We start from the raw sequence: 18,945 nt of genomic DNA, 5'->3' as shown, positions 1-18,945 counted from the left end.
CTCAGCTTAAGTGCTGTATGATTAAAAACAATGAGTTGTTATGCTGACACTAACTGTTTTATTACGTTGTCTTTCTAGCGCAATACGCGAAGCCTTATTACAAGCCTTGAATGAATGTGCCCAGCACCAGATTGCTCAAGTCCAAATATCTCATCTTTTTTTACAGCTCTTAAAGCAACCCGAACCAAATGAATTAATCTTTTTATTAGATCGTTATGATATTTCTGTCTTGGAGCTCAGGCGGCAGCTGAACACAGCTTTACCTTCAGCACATATTCAAAGCCACAGTACATTGGTGATAAGTGAAGCTTTAATTATTTTATTGCAACAGGCTTGGCAGTTTTCCCAGACAGAGCAATGTCCGCAGATTAATATATTTCACCTTCTACAGGCATTGATGGATAAAGATATTTTATTATGTCAAAAAGCTTGTTCTCCAGTCATAGATCTGGTCGAACGATCTGAAATATTGAATAGCCATCTAACGATCATACCTGCTTAAAAATTAAACTGGTTCATAACTTTTGATGTTTTAAAATAGAGATACAAATTCTGTCTAGGCGCTTTCCAAAAAAATAATTAGTTTAATAAAGATCATGCCCAACCGGAAAATATCATGAAAATCTATATTATTGTAGGCAGCATACGTGAAGGTCGTACTGCTATTAAGGTGGCCAAATGGGTTCTCGAGGCTATTGAGAGTTTTGACTATAATACCCTGGAAACTGAAATCGTTGATTTAAAAGAATGGGATTTGCCTGTTTTTGCCGGAAGCCATCCGCCCATTACAGGTATCTATGACCAGCCAAAACAACAGCAATGGGCAGAAAAAATTTCCGAAGGTGATGGCTTTATTTTTATTAGTCCTGAATATAATCATGGTTATAGTCCAGCCCTGAAAAATGCTCTGGATTACTTAGGTAAAGAATGGCAAGGCAAACCTGCTGCCTATGTGGGTTATGGGGCAACCAATGGTTCACGTTCAATTGACCAGTTACGCCAGGTCGGGACCTATCTGGGTTTAATCGACTCTAACGCTACTCTAGAAATTCGTGATATTTTCAAGCGTAACCAAACTGAGCAGTTTGAAGGCAATGAAGCCGAGATTAAGATCCTAAGATCAGTGATAGAAAAACTGATTAATCATGCTATTTAGCAATACATCCTATAGTTCAGATGATTCTGTCAAATAAAAGTGATAAAAAAGCAGGTCCAGAGACCTGCTTTTTTATTCATCTATTTAGTCAGTAAAGGTAACTTTAGCAATCGCCTTTTTGCCTGCCTGAATAATATAAGTTTTATTTTCTTTTACTGAAAAGTCTGCATCTACTACTTCCCAGTCAACTTTAACGGCGCCCCGCGCTACAGCATCTTTAGCCTGCGCTGCATTTTTAGTTAAACCCGCAGTACGTAAAATGGACGCAATAAAGATCTCACCACCAAATTCGGCACGAGAAATAGTTACTTCAGGTGTACCTTCTGGCAATTCACCTTCAGTAATAATATTTCCTGCACCTTTATGCGCATTGGCCGCTGCTTCACTGCCATGGAAACGCTCAACCAGTTCCAGTGCCAGAATACGCTTGATTTCCTGCGGATTACGGCCTTCTGCCATCTCTTTGAGCAGATCTTGAATTTCAGGCATCGATTTAAAGCTGAGCAGTTCAAAGTAACGTTCGATCAGGCTGTCTGGCATCGACAGTACCTTTTGGTACATTGCACCTGGTGCATCAAATACACCGATGTAATTGCCCAAAGACTTCGACATTTTCTGTACACCATCCAAGCCTTCTAGAATTGGTACGGTAATACAGACTTGAGGCTCTTGATGATAACGGCCTTGCAAGGTACGGCCCATTAACAGATTAAATGTCTGGTCTGTACCGCCAAGCTCAACATCTGCTTCCAGAGCAATCGAGTCATAACCCTGCACCAGCGGATATAAAAATTCATGAATCGCAATCGGCTGCTGACTGCTATAGCGCTTGGTGAAATCATCACGTTCCAGCATACGTGCAACGGTCTGCTGGGAAGCCAGTTGAATCAGATCAGCCGCAGTCTTGCTGGCAAACCATTCTGAGTTGAATACCACCTTGGTTTTATTCGGGTCAAGAATTTTAAAGACCTGTTCCTGATAGGTTTTGGCATTTTCCAGAACCTGTTCACGCGATAATGGCGGACGTGTTGCACTCTTGCCGGTCGGATCACCGATCATGGCAGTATAGTCACCAATCAGGAAATATACATCATGGCCTAAATCCTGAAATACTTTAAGCTTATTAATTAAAACCGTATGACCCAGATGCAGGTCAGGGGCAGTTGGATCAAAACCCGCTTTAACTTTAAGGGGACGGTTTTCTTTTAATTTCTTCAGAAGATCTTCTTCAGAGATAATTTCATGAGTGCCTCGTTGAATGAGGGCAAGTTGTTCTTCAGCCGGCAGGAAATTTGACATCACAAAACCCAAACACATCAGTTATACAATTTGTGAGATATACTAACACTTTTTCAGCACATTGCAGGCTTAAGAATCATCATGACAGCGATCTATATCGGGGTAATGACCGGCACCAGCATGGATGGTGTCGATATCGTTGCTGCTTCTTTTGATCCTCTCCGGCTCCACGCTACCCTGACATTACCATTCGATCCGGAATTACGTGACGAGCTGATGGCATTAACCCTGCCAGATGATAATGAAATTGACCGAATGGGAGCTGCTGATGTTGCTCTGGGCCAAATGATCGGTCATGGTATTAACCAGATGATTGAAAAAAATGCTCTGGACCGTAGCCAGATCAGGGCCATCGGTTCACATGGCCAAACTATTCGTCATCGTCCTGAACATCATTTTACCCTACAGATTGGTGACCCTCATATTATTGCTGAACTGACCGGTATTGCAGTGGTATCTGATTTTCGTCGTCGTGATATGGCAGCTGGTGGCCAAGGTGCACCACTCGTGCCGGCTTTTCATCAGGCCCTATTTCAGCATCCTGAAATTCATCGGGTGATTTTAAATCTGGGAGGTATTGCCAATGTCAGTCTGTTACCCGCTGGTCAGCCCGAGAAAGTTTATGGGTTTGATACCGGTCCGGCCAATATCCTGATGGATGGCTGGTGTCAGCGTTATACAGGTCATCCTTATGATGAAAATGGCAGTTGGGCTGCCTATGGTCAGCCAATTCGTGCTTTACTGGAACGCTTACAGGCGCATGAGTATTTTTCAAAAGAATCTCCAAAAAGTACCGGACGTGAAGACTTTAATCTGGACTGGCTGGATGAGCAGATACAGGACTGGCGTAATGACGATCTGGGGTATGATGAGCTGGAAGATACACCCGAAAATGTACAGGCTACTTTATTAAAGCTGACTACAAGGGCAATTAAAAAAGCCATTTACCGTTCAGGACTGGATACAGGTGAAGTATATGTATGTGGTGGCGGTGCTTACAATGCACATTTATTAGACCAGTTACGCTGGCGCCTGCGCAAGCACCAGTGGAGTGTGCAGACTACTGACAGTCTGGGCCTTAGTCCAACCTGGGTAGAAGCAACAGCATTTGCTTGGCTTGCTATGCGGTTTGTACAGCAGCAAAGTGGTAACCTGCCTGCTGTTACCGGTGCACAAGGCTTTCGCATTTTAGGCAGTATGACTGCAGCCTGATTAGACGGGCTATAAATGAGCTACAGCATACCTTCTGGTGAAGATACACCGCAGTAATTTTTACTAAAATATATGACTAAACAAAAATTCAAAGTAACAATAAGAGAAAAAAGATGATTGATTTAAGTAAACAGCGCCTTGAGCGTTATCATCGTGGTGAACTGAGCTTTGACCTGATCGATAGCGGTCCGCTAGAAGGTGAAGCTGTGGTACTGCTCCATGGCTTTCCCGAAACGGCACAGTGCTGGGATCAGGTCCGGGTTCAGCTCAATGCAGCAGGTTTTCGTACCTTTGCACCGAACCAGCGTGGCTATAGCCTTGATGCACGCCCTGAAGGACGTCAGGCTTATCGGATGCAGGAGCTACTTCAAGATCTGGATCTGCTGATTGACCAGATTAACCAGCCAGTCCATTTGGTTGGCCATGACTGGGGAGCAATTGTGGCATGGGAATACGCTATGCATTACCCTAAAAAATTAAAAAATCTGGTGGTATTATCTGTACCTCATCCAGGCGCTTTCCTGCGTGCCCTGCTTGCCTCGGACCAGCTATTTAAATCTTATTATATCGGGTTATTTCAGCTGCCTAAATTGCCAGAACTATTATTTGAAAAATTTCCAAAAATAGGTCTGGGTTTACTTAAAAATTCAGGGATGACCAAGCAGCAACTGGAAATTTTCAAAACAGAAATGCTGGAACAGGGCCGTTTAAGTTATAGTCTGAACTGGTATCGGGCACTACCTTTCAATGCCCGTTTCCAGCGATTCGATCCGGTCACTGTCCCTACTCTGTTTATCGGCGGTTCCCAGGATGTGGCTATTAGTGATGCTGGCGTTAAACTAAACCAGCGTTATGTACAGGCGCCGTACCGTGAAGTCATGTTAGAGGCCAATCACTGGCTTCCTGTGCAGCAAGCTGCTGTAGTCAGCCAGCTTATCCTGGAGCAGATTCAGGCTTAACTACAATGATAAAAAAACCCATCTCAGGATGGGTTTTTTAAACAGTTATCTTCTAGATTGAAAATGAAGATCCGCAACCGCAGGTCGTAGTAGCATTCGGATTCTCAACGATAAAACGTGATCCTTCCAGTCCCTGAATATAATCAACCACTGAACCTACCAAATACTGGTAACTTAGTGAATCTACCAGCATGGTTACATCGCCATTGGTAAATTCAGCATCATCTTCATTCATGCTTTCGGCAAAGTTAAAACCGTAAGAGAATCCTGAGCAGCCGCCTCCTGTTACATAGACACGTAACATTAAATCCTGATTCCCTTCGCTTTCACGGAGTTGGCGCACTTTATTTGCAGCATTATCTGACAACACAAGAGCTGGGGCATTCATACTGGGCGTTCCTCAACAAATTCATCTGCCTTAAAAGGCAAAGGCCATATATTTAAAGTATAACATACTCAATATATGGCCAGCGCCTGAACTTTAAAGTTTATCCTGAGTTATTTTATCAGGTTTATTTATAGTTCTCATCCTGTAGGCTGCATTCAAAATTACTGCGGTCTTCTTTACAGCGGAATTGCCATAACAGTTTCATCATACGCTTGTCATAAATACCACGTCTGGTCAGGTCAATCCGTGATTCACGCATCAGTTTCTGGTAACCCGGCTTATCTGCTGCTGGTATATTCATCCAGTATTTCTGTGGAATATCCGCTTTCATTTTTCCAAGAATACCAAACGCACGTGGTAACTGGGTTTTAACCCATTTCCGCGATTTTTGTCCATAGCCTGCGGGGAACTTGTCTGGGCGAATAATCAGGTTTCCTGTTACCTGCAGAATCGGATAATTAACAATAGCGCCTTTGGTACCGAGACCTTTATGTAATTCCAGCGGTTTAAACACGGCTGCCGGCGCACCGATAATATCGACCTGGCGGTTATTGAACTTGCTGCCAAAATTAGTTACATCGGCACTAACTGCCTGCGCCCCGATTTGCTGAACCATAATCTTCTGGGCTTCATCATAATCAAGAACTGCAATTTTTTTGCCAGCTGCTTTAGCAACTGTATTAATACTACGGTCATTTACCATCAAGAATGCATCGCCGACCGGAATAACTCCTGCAACTTCATATTTACTATTGGTCATATATTTGGCAAAAGTCGGGCTGGCTAAGCCTTGCATAACCTTAACAGCCAACTTAAGGTCCGGAATAGCTCCGATTGCATCCAAGGAACCGGTAAATTTATTAAACTGTCGGCCACGCATACCGGTAACACTAATTCCGTCACATTTCCCGGCTTTAAAATCTTCAGCAATCACTGCCTCATTCTGGCCTACACGCAGTTCGATATCTGCTCCCCAGTTTTTAGCAGCAAGCTGATAGTCTTTCATTAAAGTATATACATCGCCATTTTTACCGACCAGATCAAAAACACAAAAAACCTGTTTTGCCTGAGCCGCTTCTGCTGCCATTAATATTCCTGCACCCAGCACAAGTGCTTTAGTCCATTGCATAATTTTATCCTTTCAATTTTATTTTTTCTTATTTTCTGTTTTCTATCCGGCAGCTGAGTACTGACCTTACATACCTATAAAAATACAGACAAAAAAGCCCGGTTTATAGCCAGGCTTTTTAACTTCCATAATTTATTCGCCTGCCATAGAGCATTCGAAGTTGGCTTTATCGACTGCACAGCGAGCTTTCTTCAATACTGCCATCATATTTTTGTCATAAATACCCTGTCTGGTTAAATCCATACGGCCATCACGTAACATCTTCTGGTATTTAAGCTTATCTTCAGCACTTAGATTCATTTTATATTTGCCCGGAATACCGACTTCTAAACGCTGAATCATTGAAAAGCTTTTTGGCAGCTGTTTGGCAAACCAGGTACGTGATTGCTGACCAAAACCAGCCGGGAATTTATCGGCTCGCAAGACCAAGTCAGCGGTTACCTGTAATACCGGGAAATTCATCATCGCGCCATTACTGCCCAGACCTTTATAAATTTCCAAAGGTTTATAAGCATAAGCCGGCGCACCGACCATATCGACCTGGCCATTATTAAATTTGGCCACAAAGTTAGATACATCAGACAGGACTGCCTGTGCTCCAATACGCTGTACCATAATTTTCTGGGCATTGTCATAGCCCAATACTGCAAACTTCTTACCTGCTGCTTTCTCAACAGAATTAATATTTTTATCACGTACAAAGATATAAGCTGAACCTAAAGGTGATACACCGGCAACTTCATATTTATTACCACCCAGAGTTGTAGTCATTTTGCCGGCATTACGAGCATCCAGTACATAAGAGATTGCACGTTGGGCCACAGCATTACTTGGCACAGCACCCAAGGCATCAATAGAACCCACGAATTTGTTATACGGACGGGCGCGCATTGAAGTCATAAAAACTGCATCACATTTACCTGCCTTGAAATCACTGTCCGCTACAGCTTCATCCTGACGTGGAACCAGGTTAATATCTGCTTTCCAAGATTTTGCAGCCAATGCCCACTCTTCCATCATTTTGTAGGATTCACCAGATTTACCCAGTAAATCGAAGACACAAACATCTACTTTGGCCTGAGCAGTGCCTGCCAGACCTAAAAGTGCAGTGGTAACAGCAGTCAGTACTATTCTTTTCATTGTTTTCTTCCTTTTTTGAGATTTTATTCTCGAACTTCCCTTACATTGCAAGATATTACCCAGCTTTATTTAAAAAAAATAGAGTATTTGCTCCATTTTTTTAAATTGTGATCTATCTCTGCATTTTTTAAGTAATTAAAATTTTCTATCTACACTTATATTCAGGAAATCAATAGCTAGAAAACTGTCATTTTGTATTATTCGCCTGAGAGTGAACATTCAAAGTTAGTCCGCTCTACTGTGCAGCGCGCCCTTTTTAACACACGCATCATGGTCTCATCATAAATGCCCTGACGGGTCAAATCGATGCGGCCTTCACGTAATAAACGTTGATAAGCAGTACGGTCTTCACTGGACAGCTGAATTCGTAATTTTGCAGGAATGCCTGCTTCAAGGCGTTGTACCATAGCCATGCTGCGAGGCAGCTGTTTTAAGAACCATTGACGTGACTTGGCAGCAAAGTCCTGTGGAAATTTATCTGGCCGGATAATTAGGTCTGCAGTAACATTGACTACCGGAAAATTGATCATGGCACCGTTTGGCCCCATGCCTTTATAAATTTCCAAAGGCCGGTAAGCATACGCAGGCGCTGCAACAATATCCGCCTGTCCATTATTGAATTTACTGACAAAATTCGAAATTTCCGAGGCCACTGGCTTGGCATTAATACGCTGTACCATGATCCGTTGAGCAGCATCATGCCCAAGAACTGCAAATTTTTTCTTGGCGATTTTTTCAACTGTATTAATATTACGGTCTTTTACAAAAATATAAGCTGCGCCGAGCTGACCGATTCCAGCAACTTCATATACCTGTCCCTCCAGTCTGCTCACCAGACGTTTACTATTACGCTGATCCAGAGCATAGCTGATGGCCTTTTGGGCTATTGCATTACTAGGTACCCCACCTAGGGCATCAATTGAACCGGCAAATTTGTTGAAAGCACGAGCACGAATAGAAGTCATATACACACCATCACAATTTCCAGCTTGAAACTCACGCTCTGCCTGTGCCTCATCTGCTACAATTTTTAGTCCGACATCAGCATTCCAGTTCTTGGAAGCCAGCAGCCAGTCTTCCATCAATTTATAGGACTCGCCAGCTTTGCCCAGCAAATCAAAAACACAGATATCTACTTTGGCCTGGGCTGAATGAGCAAATAAAAAAAGTGAAGCAGCAGTTAACAGAATTTTTCCCTTATTCATCTTATTCATCCTGAGTCTTATTGTTTAAATGAGGGCTTTATCACTATAAACAGCTTAACTGTACAAAAATAGAGCATTCACTCTAATTTCCGATAAAGTGTTTTTGTGTTGAGTCAAATTATTGGATGAAATTCATATTCTTTTGCAGAGGCAGGTGATTTTTTGTTTTTCCTGGCAGATATCCTTTAAAATGGCCTACCTCTGATAATAGATTTACGTATTCATGATTCAGCTTGACCAACTTTCGATTCGCCGCGGTGGCCGTATACTCTTTAAAAAAGCGAGCATGCAACTGCATCCAGGCTGGAAGATTGGTCTGACCGGAGTTAACGGCGCCGGTAAATCCACTCTGTTTTCGGCATTGCTCGGCAATATGTCGGCCGATGAAGGTTCTCTAAGCCGTCCTACAGTATGGACAGTTGCCCATATGGCACAGGAAGTCGAAGCGCTGGATATGGCAGCACTGGATTTTGTATTATCAGGTGATGAAGAATATTGGAAAATTCAGGCAAAACTGGAACAGTCCGACCAGCTATCTGATCATGATATTGCCCATTTACATGGTCGCTTTGACGAGATTAATGGTTATTCGGCTCCTGCCAAGGCAGCACAGCTTATGGCAGGTCTGGGCTTTTTCGAATATCAGCTAAAACTGGCAGTATCCAGTTTTTCTGGAGGATGGCGTATGCGTCTGAATCTGGCCCGTACCCTGATGAGCCGCTCAGACCTGCTTTTGCTGGATGAACCGACTAACCACTTGGACCTTGATGCCATTTTATGGCTGGAAGACTGGTTAAATGCCTATGAAGGCACTTTGGTTCTAATCTCACACGACCGTGATTTTCTTGATGCTGTCACTGATCATATCCTGCATATTGAAAATCAGGAGCTTACTTTATATACCGGAAATTATTCCACTTTTGAACGGACCCGTAGTGAACGTCTGGCCCAGCAGCAGCAGGCTTATGAAAAACAGCTAGAAACCCGCGCACACCTGCAAAAATACATTGACCGTTTTAAGGCACAGGCCACCAAAGCACGTCAGGCACAGAGTCGAATCAAGCAACTGGAGCGAATGCAGGAACTTTCGGCTGCCCATGTTGATACGCCCTTTACGTTCAGTTTCCGTGAACCTAGCAAAATGAGTTCACCCCTACTGACATTAGAACATGCGGATATTGGTTATGGGGAAAAACTGATTGCCACCAATATCCAGATTCAGATTACGCCTTCAAGCCGTATTGGTCTGCTGGGAATAAACGGAGCAGGTAAATCTACTCTGATTAAATCACTCGTAGGCGATCTGCCCCTACTTAAAGGTTTACGTCATCCTTCAGAACTGCTCAATATTGGCTATTTTGCCCAGCACCAGATGGATGCGCTAGATGGTCAGGCTAGCCCTATGCTGCAACTGGCACGAATTGCCGACAAGAAAATCAGTGAGGCCAGCCTGCGCTCTTTTTTAGGTAGCTTTGGTTTTAGTGGCGAACGCATGGATACACCCAGTGAAAGTTTTTCAGGTGGAGAACGGGCCCGCTTGGCTCTGGCCCTGATTGTCTGGCAGCGTCCAAATGTCCTGATCCTTGACGAACCAACCAACCATCTAGACCTGGATATGCGTCACGCATTAACTATGGCTTTACAGGACTTTCAGGGTGCGGTAGTTCTGGTATCACATGAGCGACAGCTGATTGCCAGTGTTTGTGACGAGTTATTACTGGTACATGACGGTCGTATGACCGAGTTTGAAGGAGACCTTCAGGATTATGCTAACTGGCTACGTCAGGCCCGTACACAAATCATGAAACAGGGCCAGCAGCCTGCTGCGCCAATCCAATCTGTAGTTGTTGATGTACCTGCCATTTCCAAAGTTGATAAAGAAGCACAGCGTAAAGAAGCTGCACGCCGTCGTGATATAACTCGCCCGGTCCGCAAGAAAATCGAACAATGCGAAGCCCGTATTGAAAAATTACAGCCGCGTCTTGAGACACTTGAAACCGAACTAGGTGATTCATCGCTCTATGATAATGACCGCAAGAATGACCTGCTTAAACTGATGAATGAACAGACAGAACTCAAGCTCGCCTTAGCCGAGGCAGAAGAACAGCTTCTGGAATTAATGATGGAGCTTGAAGAGCTGGAACAATCATTTCAGTAATCTAATTCTATATAACCTGATTTTAAATAAAATCAGGTTATATTCTTAAAAAATTAATTTTAAAATCATTTTTGCTACAGTTTTATAATAACTTTATATTTTATTAATAAACCTTACATAAGTATTACCTAAAAAGATTTCTTTATTATTTTTAATCCTGTAAATTATTTAAATTAATTATTCATATTTGAATAATACTAGAGATAGAGATTATTCATAAATGTTTTTTATTTTTGAATAATCTAAATGACTTAAACTATATAAGTAAAGGAGAAAGAAGCATGGCAACAGGTATCGATCTCAGTCAAATTACTCAACATGCAGAAGTTTTAGGTTCAGATAACGAACATGTAGGCCGTGTTGACCACCTAGAAGGTGAAGATCAACTAAAACTTATTAAGAATGATGAAGACAGTGATGGAAAACATCATTTAATTCCTCTGACTTGGGTACAGGAAGTCAGCAATAATCAGGTAATTTTAAACCTGACAGCCAATGAAGCAAAACAGCAATGGCAAGTTGTATAATATAATTTAACATTATATTAATAAAAGGATTACCCTATTTAAAGGTAATCCTTTTATTTTATTTAAAAATATTTTTTTAAAATAAAAATAATTAATTTTAAAATGTAAAGAATCATTTCGGTTAATTGCTACTTTAAATCAACATTATTTTACCTAAGCCTTGTATATGTACATTTTTTCAACAGGCTAAATTGTTTTTTTATACATAAGCTTACCTCATGACGCTGCATTATGAATGACAGGTCAGTTTTCTTACTCAACAAAATTTTTACATGATTCTGCTGACTCTAAAAATAAACCAGAGAGGAAATAAGAATGCGCGCTCTTACATATCATGGTGCTCGGGATGTCCGGGTAGAATCTGTTCCTGATCCGATTATTCAAGAACCGGATGATGTTATTTTGCGAGTTACTGCAACTGCAATTTGTGGTTCTGACCTGCATTTATATCGAGGTAAAATTCCGGCCACTAAAGATGGTGATATCTTTGGCCACGAGTTTATGGGTGTAGTAGAGGAAGTTGGTCCGGCAGTCACTGAAGTAAAAAAAGGCGACCGGGTAATTATTCCTTTTGTAATTGCCTGTGGTAGCTGCTTCTTTTGTGAGCATGATCTGACTGCGGCCTGTGAGAATACCAATACGGGTCGGGGTGCTATCTTAAATAAAAAGCAGATACCGCCAGGTGCTGCGCTGTTCGGCTATAGCCATTTATATGGTGGAGTTCCAGGTGGGCAAGCTGAATATGTACGTATTCCTAAAGGAAACGTAGGGCCATTTAAAGTACCAGGTTCTTTATCTGATGAAAAAGTTTTATTTCTGACTGATATATTGCCTACTGCCTGGCAAGCAGTCACCAATGCCAAAATTGGTAAGGGATCAAGTGTTGCAATTTATGGTGCAGGACCGGTAGGCCTGCTCTCGGCCGCCTGTGCACGTATGCTGGGTGCCGAACTTATCTTTATGGTAGACCACCATAATTACCGTCTACAGTATGCACGGGACACCTATGGTGCCATTCCGGTTAATTTTGATGAAGTCGATGCAGCTGAATTTATTATTAGCAATACGCCGGGCTACCGTGGTGTAGATGGAGTAATTGATGCTATCGGTTTTGAAGCCAAAGGCAGCATGCTAGAAACCGTCATGACCAACTTGAAGCTTGAAGGTTCGAGTGGCGCTGCATTACGTCAATGTATTGCAGCTGTACGTCGTGGCGGTGTAGTAAGCGTACCGGGCGTTTATGCAGGACCAATTCATGGCTTCCTGTTCGGTGATGCATTCGATAAAGGCCTAACCTTTAAGATGGGACAAACCCATGTACATAAGTTCCTGCCACAATTACTGGAATTTATTGAAAATGGTGACCTTTCCCCAGAAGTAATTATTACCCACCGTATGAACCTGTCTGAAGCTGCTGAAGGCTATCGTATATTTGATAAACGTGAAGAAGACTGTCGTAAGGTAATCCTTACTCCTTAATAGTAAGATATAAAAAAGCGCCTTCTGGCGCTTTTTTATTGAGCAGTGATGAGATTAAGCATCAATATCGGCATTCAATGCATTTTCTTCAATAAATGCACGACGTGGCTCGACATCATCTCCCATCAGGCAAGAGAACATACGGTCTGCTTCAATTGCATCATCAATAGTTACTTGCAGCATATTGCGATTTTCCGGGTCCATCGTGGTTTCCCAGAGCTGCTCGGCATTCATCTCACCCAGGCCTTTATAACGCTGAATCATCATGCCGCGGCGTGAGTCCTGCAAGATGAACTGCCAGACCTGATGGAAATTGCTGACCTGTACACGACGCTCACCTTTTTCAAGATAAGCACCCTCTTCAATCAGGTTGAACCAGCTTCTTGAATTCTTGAGCAGTCGGGCATATTCGGCAGAGCCCAGCAATCCGGCATCAAGCAAATAATGATGTGGCAAGTTATGCACATAAACAGTGATCCGTGGCCAGTAAAGCGCCGAGGACTGACCATCTACATCAATACGTTCAAATTTTTCAAGACTCAATTCAGGACGTAAGCTAGACTGCATGTCTGCAATACGTGAACGTAACTGTTCACCCCATTGCTGGACATAACTTTCATCATGGTTCTGGTCCATTTTAAAAGCTTCTAGCGCCAAGAGGCCATCAAGCAAGGTCGCAGGATAACGCAAGGTTAATCGGTGCAGACTCTTTTGTGAAACCTGGTAATCCTGAATGACCTGAGCCAATGCCTGTCCATTAATTGCTGGCGCATCGGCACTAACATGCAGAGACAGATCATCAATTGCATTGGAAATCAGATAGGTTTCCAGAGCATCATTATCTTTAATATACTGTTCCTGCTTGCCTTTTTTCAGTTTATATAAAGGCGGCTGAGCAATATAAATATGACCCCGTTCTACCAGTTCAGGCATTTGACGGAAGAAGAATGTCAACAGTAACGTACGAATATGTGAACCGTCGACATCAGCATCTGTCATGATCACAATCTTATGATAACGCAGCTTGTCCGGATTATATTCCTCACGTCCAATACCACAGCCTAATGCCGTAATCAGTGTACCGACCTCAGCAGAAGAAATCATCCGGTCAAAACGGGCACGCTCTACATTTAGAATTTTACCCTTTAACGGTAAAATCGCCTGCATTTTACGGTTACGGCCCTGCTTGGCAGAACCGCCTGCCGAATCACCCTCGACTAGAAACAGCTCAGACAAGGCGGGATCTTTTTCCTGACAATCAGCCAGTTTTCCAGGTAAGCCGGCAATATCCAGTGCACTTTTACGGCGTGTCATTTCACGGGCTTTACGTGCTGCATCACGGGCACGTGCTGCATCAATAATTTTACCTGCAATAGACTTGGCTGCTGCCGGGTTCTCAAGCAGATATTCAGAGAACGCCTTATTCATCGCCTGTTCGACTGCCGGTTTAACTTCACTGGACACCAGTTTTTCTTTGGTTTGCGAAGAAAACTTAGGATCTGGAACTTTAACTGACACAATAGCAGTCAGTCCCTCACGTGCATCATCCCCTGTTACTGCAACTTTTTCTTTCTTAAGAATATTCTCATTCTCAAGATAGCTGTTCAGGCCACGGGTTAGTGCTGCGCGGAAACCGGCCAGATGGGTACCACCATCTTTTTGCGGAATATTATTGGTAAAGCAGCGTACATTTTCCTGATAAGAATCATTCCACTGCAATGCCACTTCAACACCAATTCCATTTTCAGCCTGAGTGGTAAAATGGAAAATTTCATTCAGGTGGTTTTTACCTTCATTGATATATTTAACAAATTCGGACAGTCCACCTTCATAGTCAAATACATGTTCAAGGTTAATGCGTTCATCGCGCAGAACAATACGGACACCGGCATTTAGAAAGGACAGCTCACGCAGACGGCGTGCCAGAATATCGACATTAAAAATAGTCTGGCTAAAGGTTTCAGCACTCGGCCAGAAACGGACTTTAGTACCTGTACGTTCAGTTTGTCCCACGACACGTAACGGGTACTGGGGTACACCGTGCTGGTATTCCTGCTCATGTATCTGTCCTGCACGCTGTACAGTCAGCTCAAGCTTGCTCGATAAAGCATTAACAACCGATACACCTACACCGTGCAGGCCACCAGAGACTTTATAACTGTTATCATCAAACTTGCCGCCCGCATGCAAAATTGTCAGGATTACCTCTGCAGCAGAGACACCCTCTTCCGGATGGATATCGGTTGGAATACCGCGGCCATTGTCAGATACGCTCACAGATTCATCTTCATGAATGGTCACCAGAATTTCATCACAGTGTCCAGCCAGGGCTTCATCAATCGAGTTATCGACCACCTCGAATACCATATGGTGTAGACCTGTCCCATCGTCTGTATCACCAATATACATACCAGGACGTTTACGCACTGCGTCTAGGCCACGTAATACCTTGATACTAGAGGAATCATAAGCCTTTTCTTGGGTGTGTTCTGTTGGAGAGGCAGATTGAGATTCTGAACTCATGGTTTCTCCCTAGTGTAAAATGGATCAATCCAAAGATGGGTTAAATCATTGCTGAACGACACTGACTTGACCGTGTTCAACGTGGAATAATTGATAGGAAATAGACAGATCATGCAAATGCTGCTGTACCGATTCATGCTCTAGAGTGGTAATAAAAACTTGACTACCAAGTTGGCTCAATCGCTCAATTAAACGTTGTTGTGCGGTTAAATCTAATTCTGCCGTCAGATCATCTAATAATACCACAGTTTCCTTATTGCTCGCATGCAACATTGCAATCTGAGAGAGTTTTAAGGCCATAATTAATAGTTTTTTTTGTCCTCTTGAAAGAATGTTATCCGCATCTCCAAGTGGTGTTTTCAAGCGTAGGTCTGCCCGGTGTGGTCCATACTCGGTATAGCGTCTATCCAGGTCTTTCTGATGATATAACGTCAGGTCCTGATAAAGCCCCTGCTCACTATGAAAACCGGATACATAGTCTAGCTCAATCTCCAGATCAGGTAAAAGCTGGCTTAAATCCTGTTTAAAATAAATCTTCCATTGCTCCATCACCTGTGAACGTTGAGCATGGAGCAATTCACCATAACTGGCCAACATCTTGTTCCATGGATCAAGCTCATCCACACTTAGATTTTGGCGGGATTTAAGCAGACTGTTACGCTGCTTGAGTGCGCGAGAATAATATTGCCATGTCTGATAAAATTCAGGTTCCACGTGGAACATCAGCCAGTCCAGTAACTGTCGCCGCGGTTTGGCTCCATGGTCAATGATATCCGTACTGAGCGGGTCGATATATTGTAATGCCAGCATTTTAGCAAGCTGACCCTGAGTTGCGACCGTATCGCCATTCACTTTAATTATCTGCTCACCCGAGAGCATTTTTTGCATGCCAATTTTCTCGGTAGTAGACTGTGCAAATACAATCGCGTCTGAAGCACCACTCTGAATGTAGTGTTTGGGAATATAAGTTCGAAAAGAGCGACCTGTGGCCAGTAAATGGATCGCCTCAAGAATCGAGGTTTTGCCTGAACCATTGGTCCCGTAAAAAACATTAAACGGCTGCAACTCAGAGAGTGCAACCGCTGAAAGGTTCCGGACACGTTCGATATTTAAACGCGTAATATACATAAAATAGCTTTAAGTCTAGACACGCATTGGCATGACAACATAAGTCTGGTCCTGCTGGGCAGGGTCTTGCACCAGCACAGACTGATTGGCTTCAGTCATGGTCATAACAACATCATCACCATCCAGTACGTTCAGCACTTCAAGCAGATATTGTGCATTAAAAGACATTTCTAGCGGAGAGTTATTATATTGAATAGCCAGATCCTCAATCGCTTCATCCTGCTCCGGGTTATTGGCTCGAAGCTGTAATGAATCTGCATTAAAGTTGAGGAATACACCACGCAATTTTTCATTACTAAGAATCGCCACCCGTTGCAATGACTGTTTAAATACGTCATGCGCGATCTGGACAGTTTTATCACCACCACGTGGAATAACCCGACGATAATCAGGGAATTTCCCGTCAATCAGTTTGGTCGTGAAACGTACTGTAATTTCGCCCTGTTCCTTGTCACGGCTTGGGGTTTGAATTGTAACATTTAACAGTTCACGGCCAATCAGTAACGTAAGCTGTTCATCTTCAATGCTGAGCAGGCGTTGCAGTTCTGCTACTGCCTTACGTGGAACAATTGCCTGTACTGACTGAGAAGCGGTAGAAGATGCCAAGGTTTCACACAATGCCAGACGGTGACCATCGGTAGTTACAGCACGCAATTGAGCTTCATCAATTTCCAGTAATGTGCCGGTTAGATAAAAACGGACATCCTGCACTGCCATTGCAAAAGCAGTTTTTTCAAACAGACGCTTGAGTTCACGCTGGGTAACTTGAACCTGAGTACCCTGACTATTGTCATGATTAAGTAAAGGATAATCTTCAGCAGGTAAGGTTCCCAGTACAAAACGGCTATTTCCAGACTTTAAAATGCAGCGCTGGTCTTCAGTGATTTGTAAATCGATTAAAGCAGCACTTGGTAGTGACTTACAGATATCCATGAGTTTACGTGCCGGCACAGTAGTTTCACCCGGCTGTAAACAGGCTCCCTCACTTAAGCCGGTACTGGCCACCAGCTCAACTTCCAAGTCAGACCCGGTAATCGTCAGAGCTTGTGGACTCGCCTGAATTTTAACGTTTGAAAGAATGTTCAGGGTATGACGACGTTCGACCGCCCCTACCACATGTGATAGAACATTGAGTAAGCTCTCTTTAGCGATTTTCAAACGCACGATTCATTCCTCTAACAACTGAAGACAGATAAAAAAATAATTTTTAGCAGTGTACTATGCGGCAGTTTCAAGCACTTTGCAAGAATCCGGATTGATCAACTCTGCAACAGGCGCAGCAGGTTTTTATAATCCTCATTAAAGATCGGATCTTCAGCACGGAGGCTCTGGACTTTTTCGCAGGCATGCATGACTGTACTATGATCTCGCCCGCCAAAAGCCATGCCAATTTCTGGAAAACTGTCACCAGTTAATTCACGCGCCAAACCCATTGCCAATTGACGAGGACGTGCATAAATTCGGGTTCTTTTAGGCCCGACCAGCTCTTTGAGGGGAATACGAAAATACTCACTCACCACACGCTGAATATTTTCTACACTAATAGTTCGGGCCCGGATCGCCAAAACATCTTTTAAGGATTCTCGTACCACGTCCAGATCAATTGCGGTTCCCTTAAACCGGGAAATAGCGACGACCTTGTTTAAGGCGCCTTCAAGTTCGCGAACATTGGCAACCACCTGCTGTGCAATAAATAAAGCACAGTTACGGGGCAAATCAATCTCATTGCTTTCAGCTTTTTTCAGCAGGATTTCTATCCGTGTTTCAATATCTGGCGGCTCGACTCCAACAGATAAGCCCCAGGAAAAACGGGAAACCAAACGTGGATCCAGTTCAGTCAATTCTTTCGGATAGCGGTCTGAAGTTAAAATAATCTGCTTGGATTCATCCAATAAAGCATTAAAGGTATAGAAAAACTCGACCAGACTTGCTTCTTTACCCGCTAAAAGATGAATATCATCGACCAATAATAAATCCAAGGAACGACAATTTTTTTTGAATTCTTCAACCTTGCCACGCTGTAAAGAACTGACAAAATCCTGTACAAAACTTTCCGCAGTCATATACATGACACGTGCATTAGGTTTGGCCTGTAATAGCGCATTACCGACAGCCTGCATCAGGTGTGTTTTACCCAAACCGGTAGGTCCATACAAAAACAAGGGATTATGCTGGGATGCACCAAGCTGTGTCAGTACTTTGCGGCACGTTTCTGCTGCCATCTGGTTAGAGCGCCCTTCTACAAAAAGTGCGAAAGTGAAAAGTGGATTTAAAAGACGCTTCTTATTCTGTTTGGCCGGTTCAGCTTCTTTTTCCTTTTTAGGACGCGATACCGGCATAGAAGTCGGGTGCTCTAATGCAGCCGTAGTGGTGGCTGGCTGCTCCGCTGCTGATAAAATAGCGCCGGGCCGGGAATCTACTAAAATCTCAACCTTACGTACACGGCCTTCCGACATTTGTTCAGCCAGAATTGTGATTAATTCCAGATGATGCTCTTGAATATATCGGGTCCAATAAGGATTAGGCGCATATAAACGTAAAGTATCCTCCAGTTCTTCAGCCACCAGAGGACGAATCCACATCGCAAAGATATTATCAGAGAGCTCTTGTCGCAAGCGAGTTAAGCAGTCCGTCCAAAGCAT

At 43.2% G+C, this 18,945-nt stretch carries 16 protein-coding genes; 7 read left to right on the top strand and 9 right to left on the bottom strand.

Annotated elements, in window-relative coordinates; genetic code table 11:
• Positions 1-40: 40 nt before the first annotated feature.
• Together ABZP31_RS00080 and ABZP31_RS00075 are read left to right on the top strand one after the other, a co-directional pair.
• On the top strand, positions 41-502 hold the full coding sequence (locus tag ABZP31_RS00080) for a citrate:sodium symporter (protein WP_248134716.1): 462 nt from the start codon (positions 41-43) through the stop codon (positions 500-502).
• A 114-nt stretch (positions 503-616) separates the two neighbouring features.
• Positions 617-1,156, top strand: coding sequence for an NADPH-dependent FMN reductase (locus tag ABZP31_RS00075; protein WP_005017485.1), 540 nt, complete (start codon positions 617-619; stop codon positions 1,154-1,156).
• Between the two features lie 84 nt (positions 1,157-1,240).
• Here the strand turns inward: ABZP31_RS00075 and tyrS are convergent, their stop codons facing one another.
• A complete protein-coding gene (gene tyrS / locus ABZP31_RS00070) occupies positions 1,241-2,473 on the bottom strand; it encodes a tyrosine--tRNA ligase (RefSeq protein WP_171261093.1) in 1,233 nt (410 codons plus the stop codon).
• Between the two features lie 63 nt (positions 2,474-2,536).
• Here tyrS and ABZP31_RS00065 point away from each other — a divergent pair, with 63 nt between their 5' ends.
• Positions 2,537-3,667, top strand: a complete 1,131-nt coding sequence (locus ABZP31_RS00065; protein ID WP_026444123.1) for an anhydro-N-acetylmuramic acid kinase — start codon at positions 2,537-2,539, stop codon at positions 3,665-3,667.
• Between the two features lie 113 nt (positions 3,668-3,780).
• A complete protein-coding gene (locus ABZP31_RS00060; RefSeq protein WP_248134717.1) occupies positions 3,781-4,626 on the top strand; it encodes an alpha/beta fold hydrolase in 846 nt (281 codons plus the stop codon).
• A gap of 52 nt (positions 4,627-4,678) precedes the next feature.
• Here ABZP31_RS00060 and erpA read toward each other — a convergent pair whose 3' ends face one another.
• The 4 genes from erpA to ABZP31_RS00040 all read right to left on the bottom strand — a co-directional run bounded on the left by erpA (position 4,679) and on the right by ABZP31_RS00040 (position 8,488).
• On the bottom strand, positions 4,679-5,014 hold the full coding sequence (gene erpA / locus ABZP31_RS00055) for an iron-sulfur cluster insertion protein ErpA (protein ID WP_005017496.1): 336 nt from the start codon (positions 5,012-5,014) through the stop codon (positions 4,679-4,681).
• A 124-nt stretch (positions 5,015-5,138) separates the two neighbouring features.
• On the bottom strand, positions 5,139-6,143 hold the full coding sequence (locus ABZP31_RS00050) for a putative solute-binding protein (RefSeq protein ID WP_248134719.1): 1,005 nt from the start codon (positions 6,141-6,143) through the stop codon (positions 5,139-5,141).
• Positions 6,144-6,275: 132 nt separating this feature from the next.
• Positions 6,276-7,283 carry a putative solute-binding protein gene (locus ABZP31_RS00045; protein WP_248134721.1) on the bottom strand — a complete coding sequence of 336 codons (1,008 nt, stop codon included), beginning with the start codon at positions 7,281-7,283 and terminating at the stop codon, positions 6,276-6,278.
• A gap of 197 nt (positions 7,284-7,480) precedes the next feature.
• Positions 7,481-8,488 (bottom strand): putative solute-binding protein, encoded by a 1,008-nt coding sequence (locus ABZP31_RS00040; RefSeq protein WP_248134723.1) that lies wholly within the window; start codon positions 8,486-8,488, stop codon positions 7,481-7,483.
• A 223-nt stretch (positions 8,489-8,711) separates the two neighbouring features.
• Between ABZP31_RS00040 and ABZP31_RS00035 the strand changes: the two genes are divergently transcribed.
• The 3 genes from ABZP31_RS00035 (at position 8,712) to ABZP31_RS00025 (ending at position 12,652) form a co-directional block, all read left to right on the top strand.
• Complete coding sequence (locus ABZP31_RS00035) at positions 8,712-10,646, top strand: ATP-binding cassette domain-containing protein (protein ID WP_248134725.1); 1,935 nt, start codon at positions 8,712-8,714, stop codon at positions 10,644-10,646.
• A 281-nt stretch (positions 10,647-10,927) separates the two neighbouring features.
• Complete coding sequence (locus ABZP31_RS00030) at positions 10,928-11,173, top strand: DUF2171 domain-containing protein (protein WP_026444122.1); 246 nt, start codon at positions 10,928-10,930, stop codon at positions 11,171-11,173.
• Positions 11,174-11,488: 315 nt separating this feature from the next.
• Positions 11,489-12,652, top strand: coding sequence for an alcohol dehydrogenase catalytic domain-containing protein (locus tag ABZP31_RS00025; RefSeq protein WP_005017515.1), 1,164 nt, complete (start codon positions 11,489-11,491; stop codon positions 12,650-12,652).
• A 54-nt stretch (positions 12,653-12,706) separates the two neighbouring features.
• On the opposite strand, the gene gyrB is transcribed toward ABZP31_RS00025, so the two are convergent.
• The 4 genes from gyrB to dnaA form a co-directional block, all read right to left on the bottom strand.
• Positions 12,707-15,175 carry a DNA topoisomerase (ATP-hydrolyzing) subunit B gene (gene gyrB, locus ABZP31_RS00020; protein WP_034675625.1) on the bottom strand — a complete coding sequence of 823 codons (2,469 nt, stop codon included), beginning with the start codon at positions 15,173-15,175 and terminating at the stop codon, positions 12,707-12,709.
• Positions 15,176-15,220: 45 nt separating this feature from the next.
• Positions 15,221-16,303, bottom strand: coding sequence for a DNA replication/repair protein RecF (recF, locus tag ABZP31_RS00015; protein WP_248134727.1), 1,083 nt, complete (start codon positions 16,301-16,303; stop codon positions 15,221-15,223).
• 15 nt (positions 16,304-16,318) lie between these two features.
• A complete protein-coding gene (gene dnaN / locus ABZP31_RS00010; RefSeq protein WP_005023825.1) occupies positions 16,319-17,467 on the bottom strand; it encodes a DNA polymerase III subunit beta in 1,149 nt (382 codons plus the stop codon).
• Positions 17,468-17,562: 95 nt separating this feature from the next.
• Positions 17,563-18,945 (bottom strand): chromosomal replication initiator protein DnaA, encoded by a 1,383-nt coding sequence (gene dnaA, locus ABZP31_RS00005; RefSeq protein ID WP_248134729.1) that lies wholly within the window; start codon positions 18,943-18,945, stop codon positions 17,563-17,565.

It is taken from the genome of Acinetobacter sp. FL, assembly GCF_040744925.1.
In the GTDB taxonomy this organism is placed as follows: domain Bacteria; phylum Pseudomonadota; class Gammaproteobacteria; order Pseudomonadales; family Moraxellaceae; genus Acinetobacter; species Acinetobacter radioresistens.
This window is presented reverse-complemented; position numbering and strand designations above follow the sequence as displayed.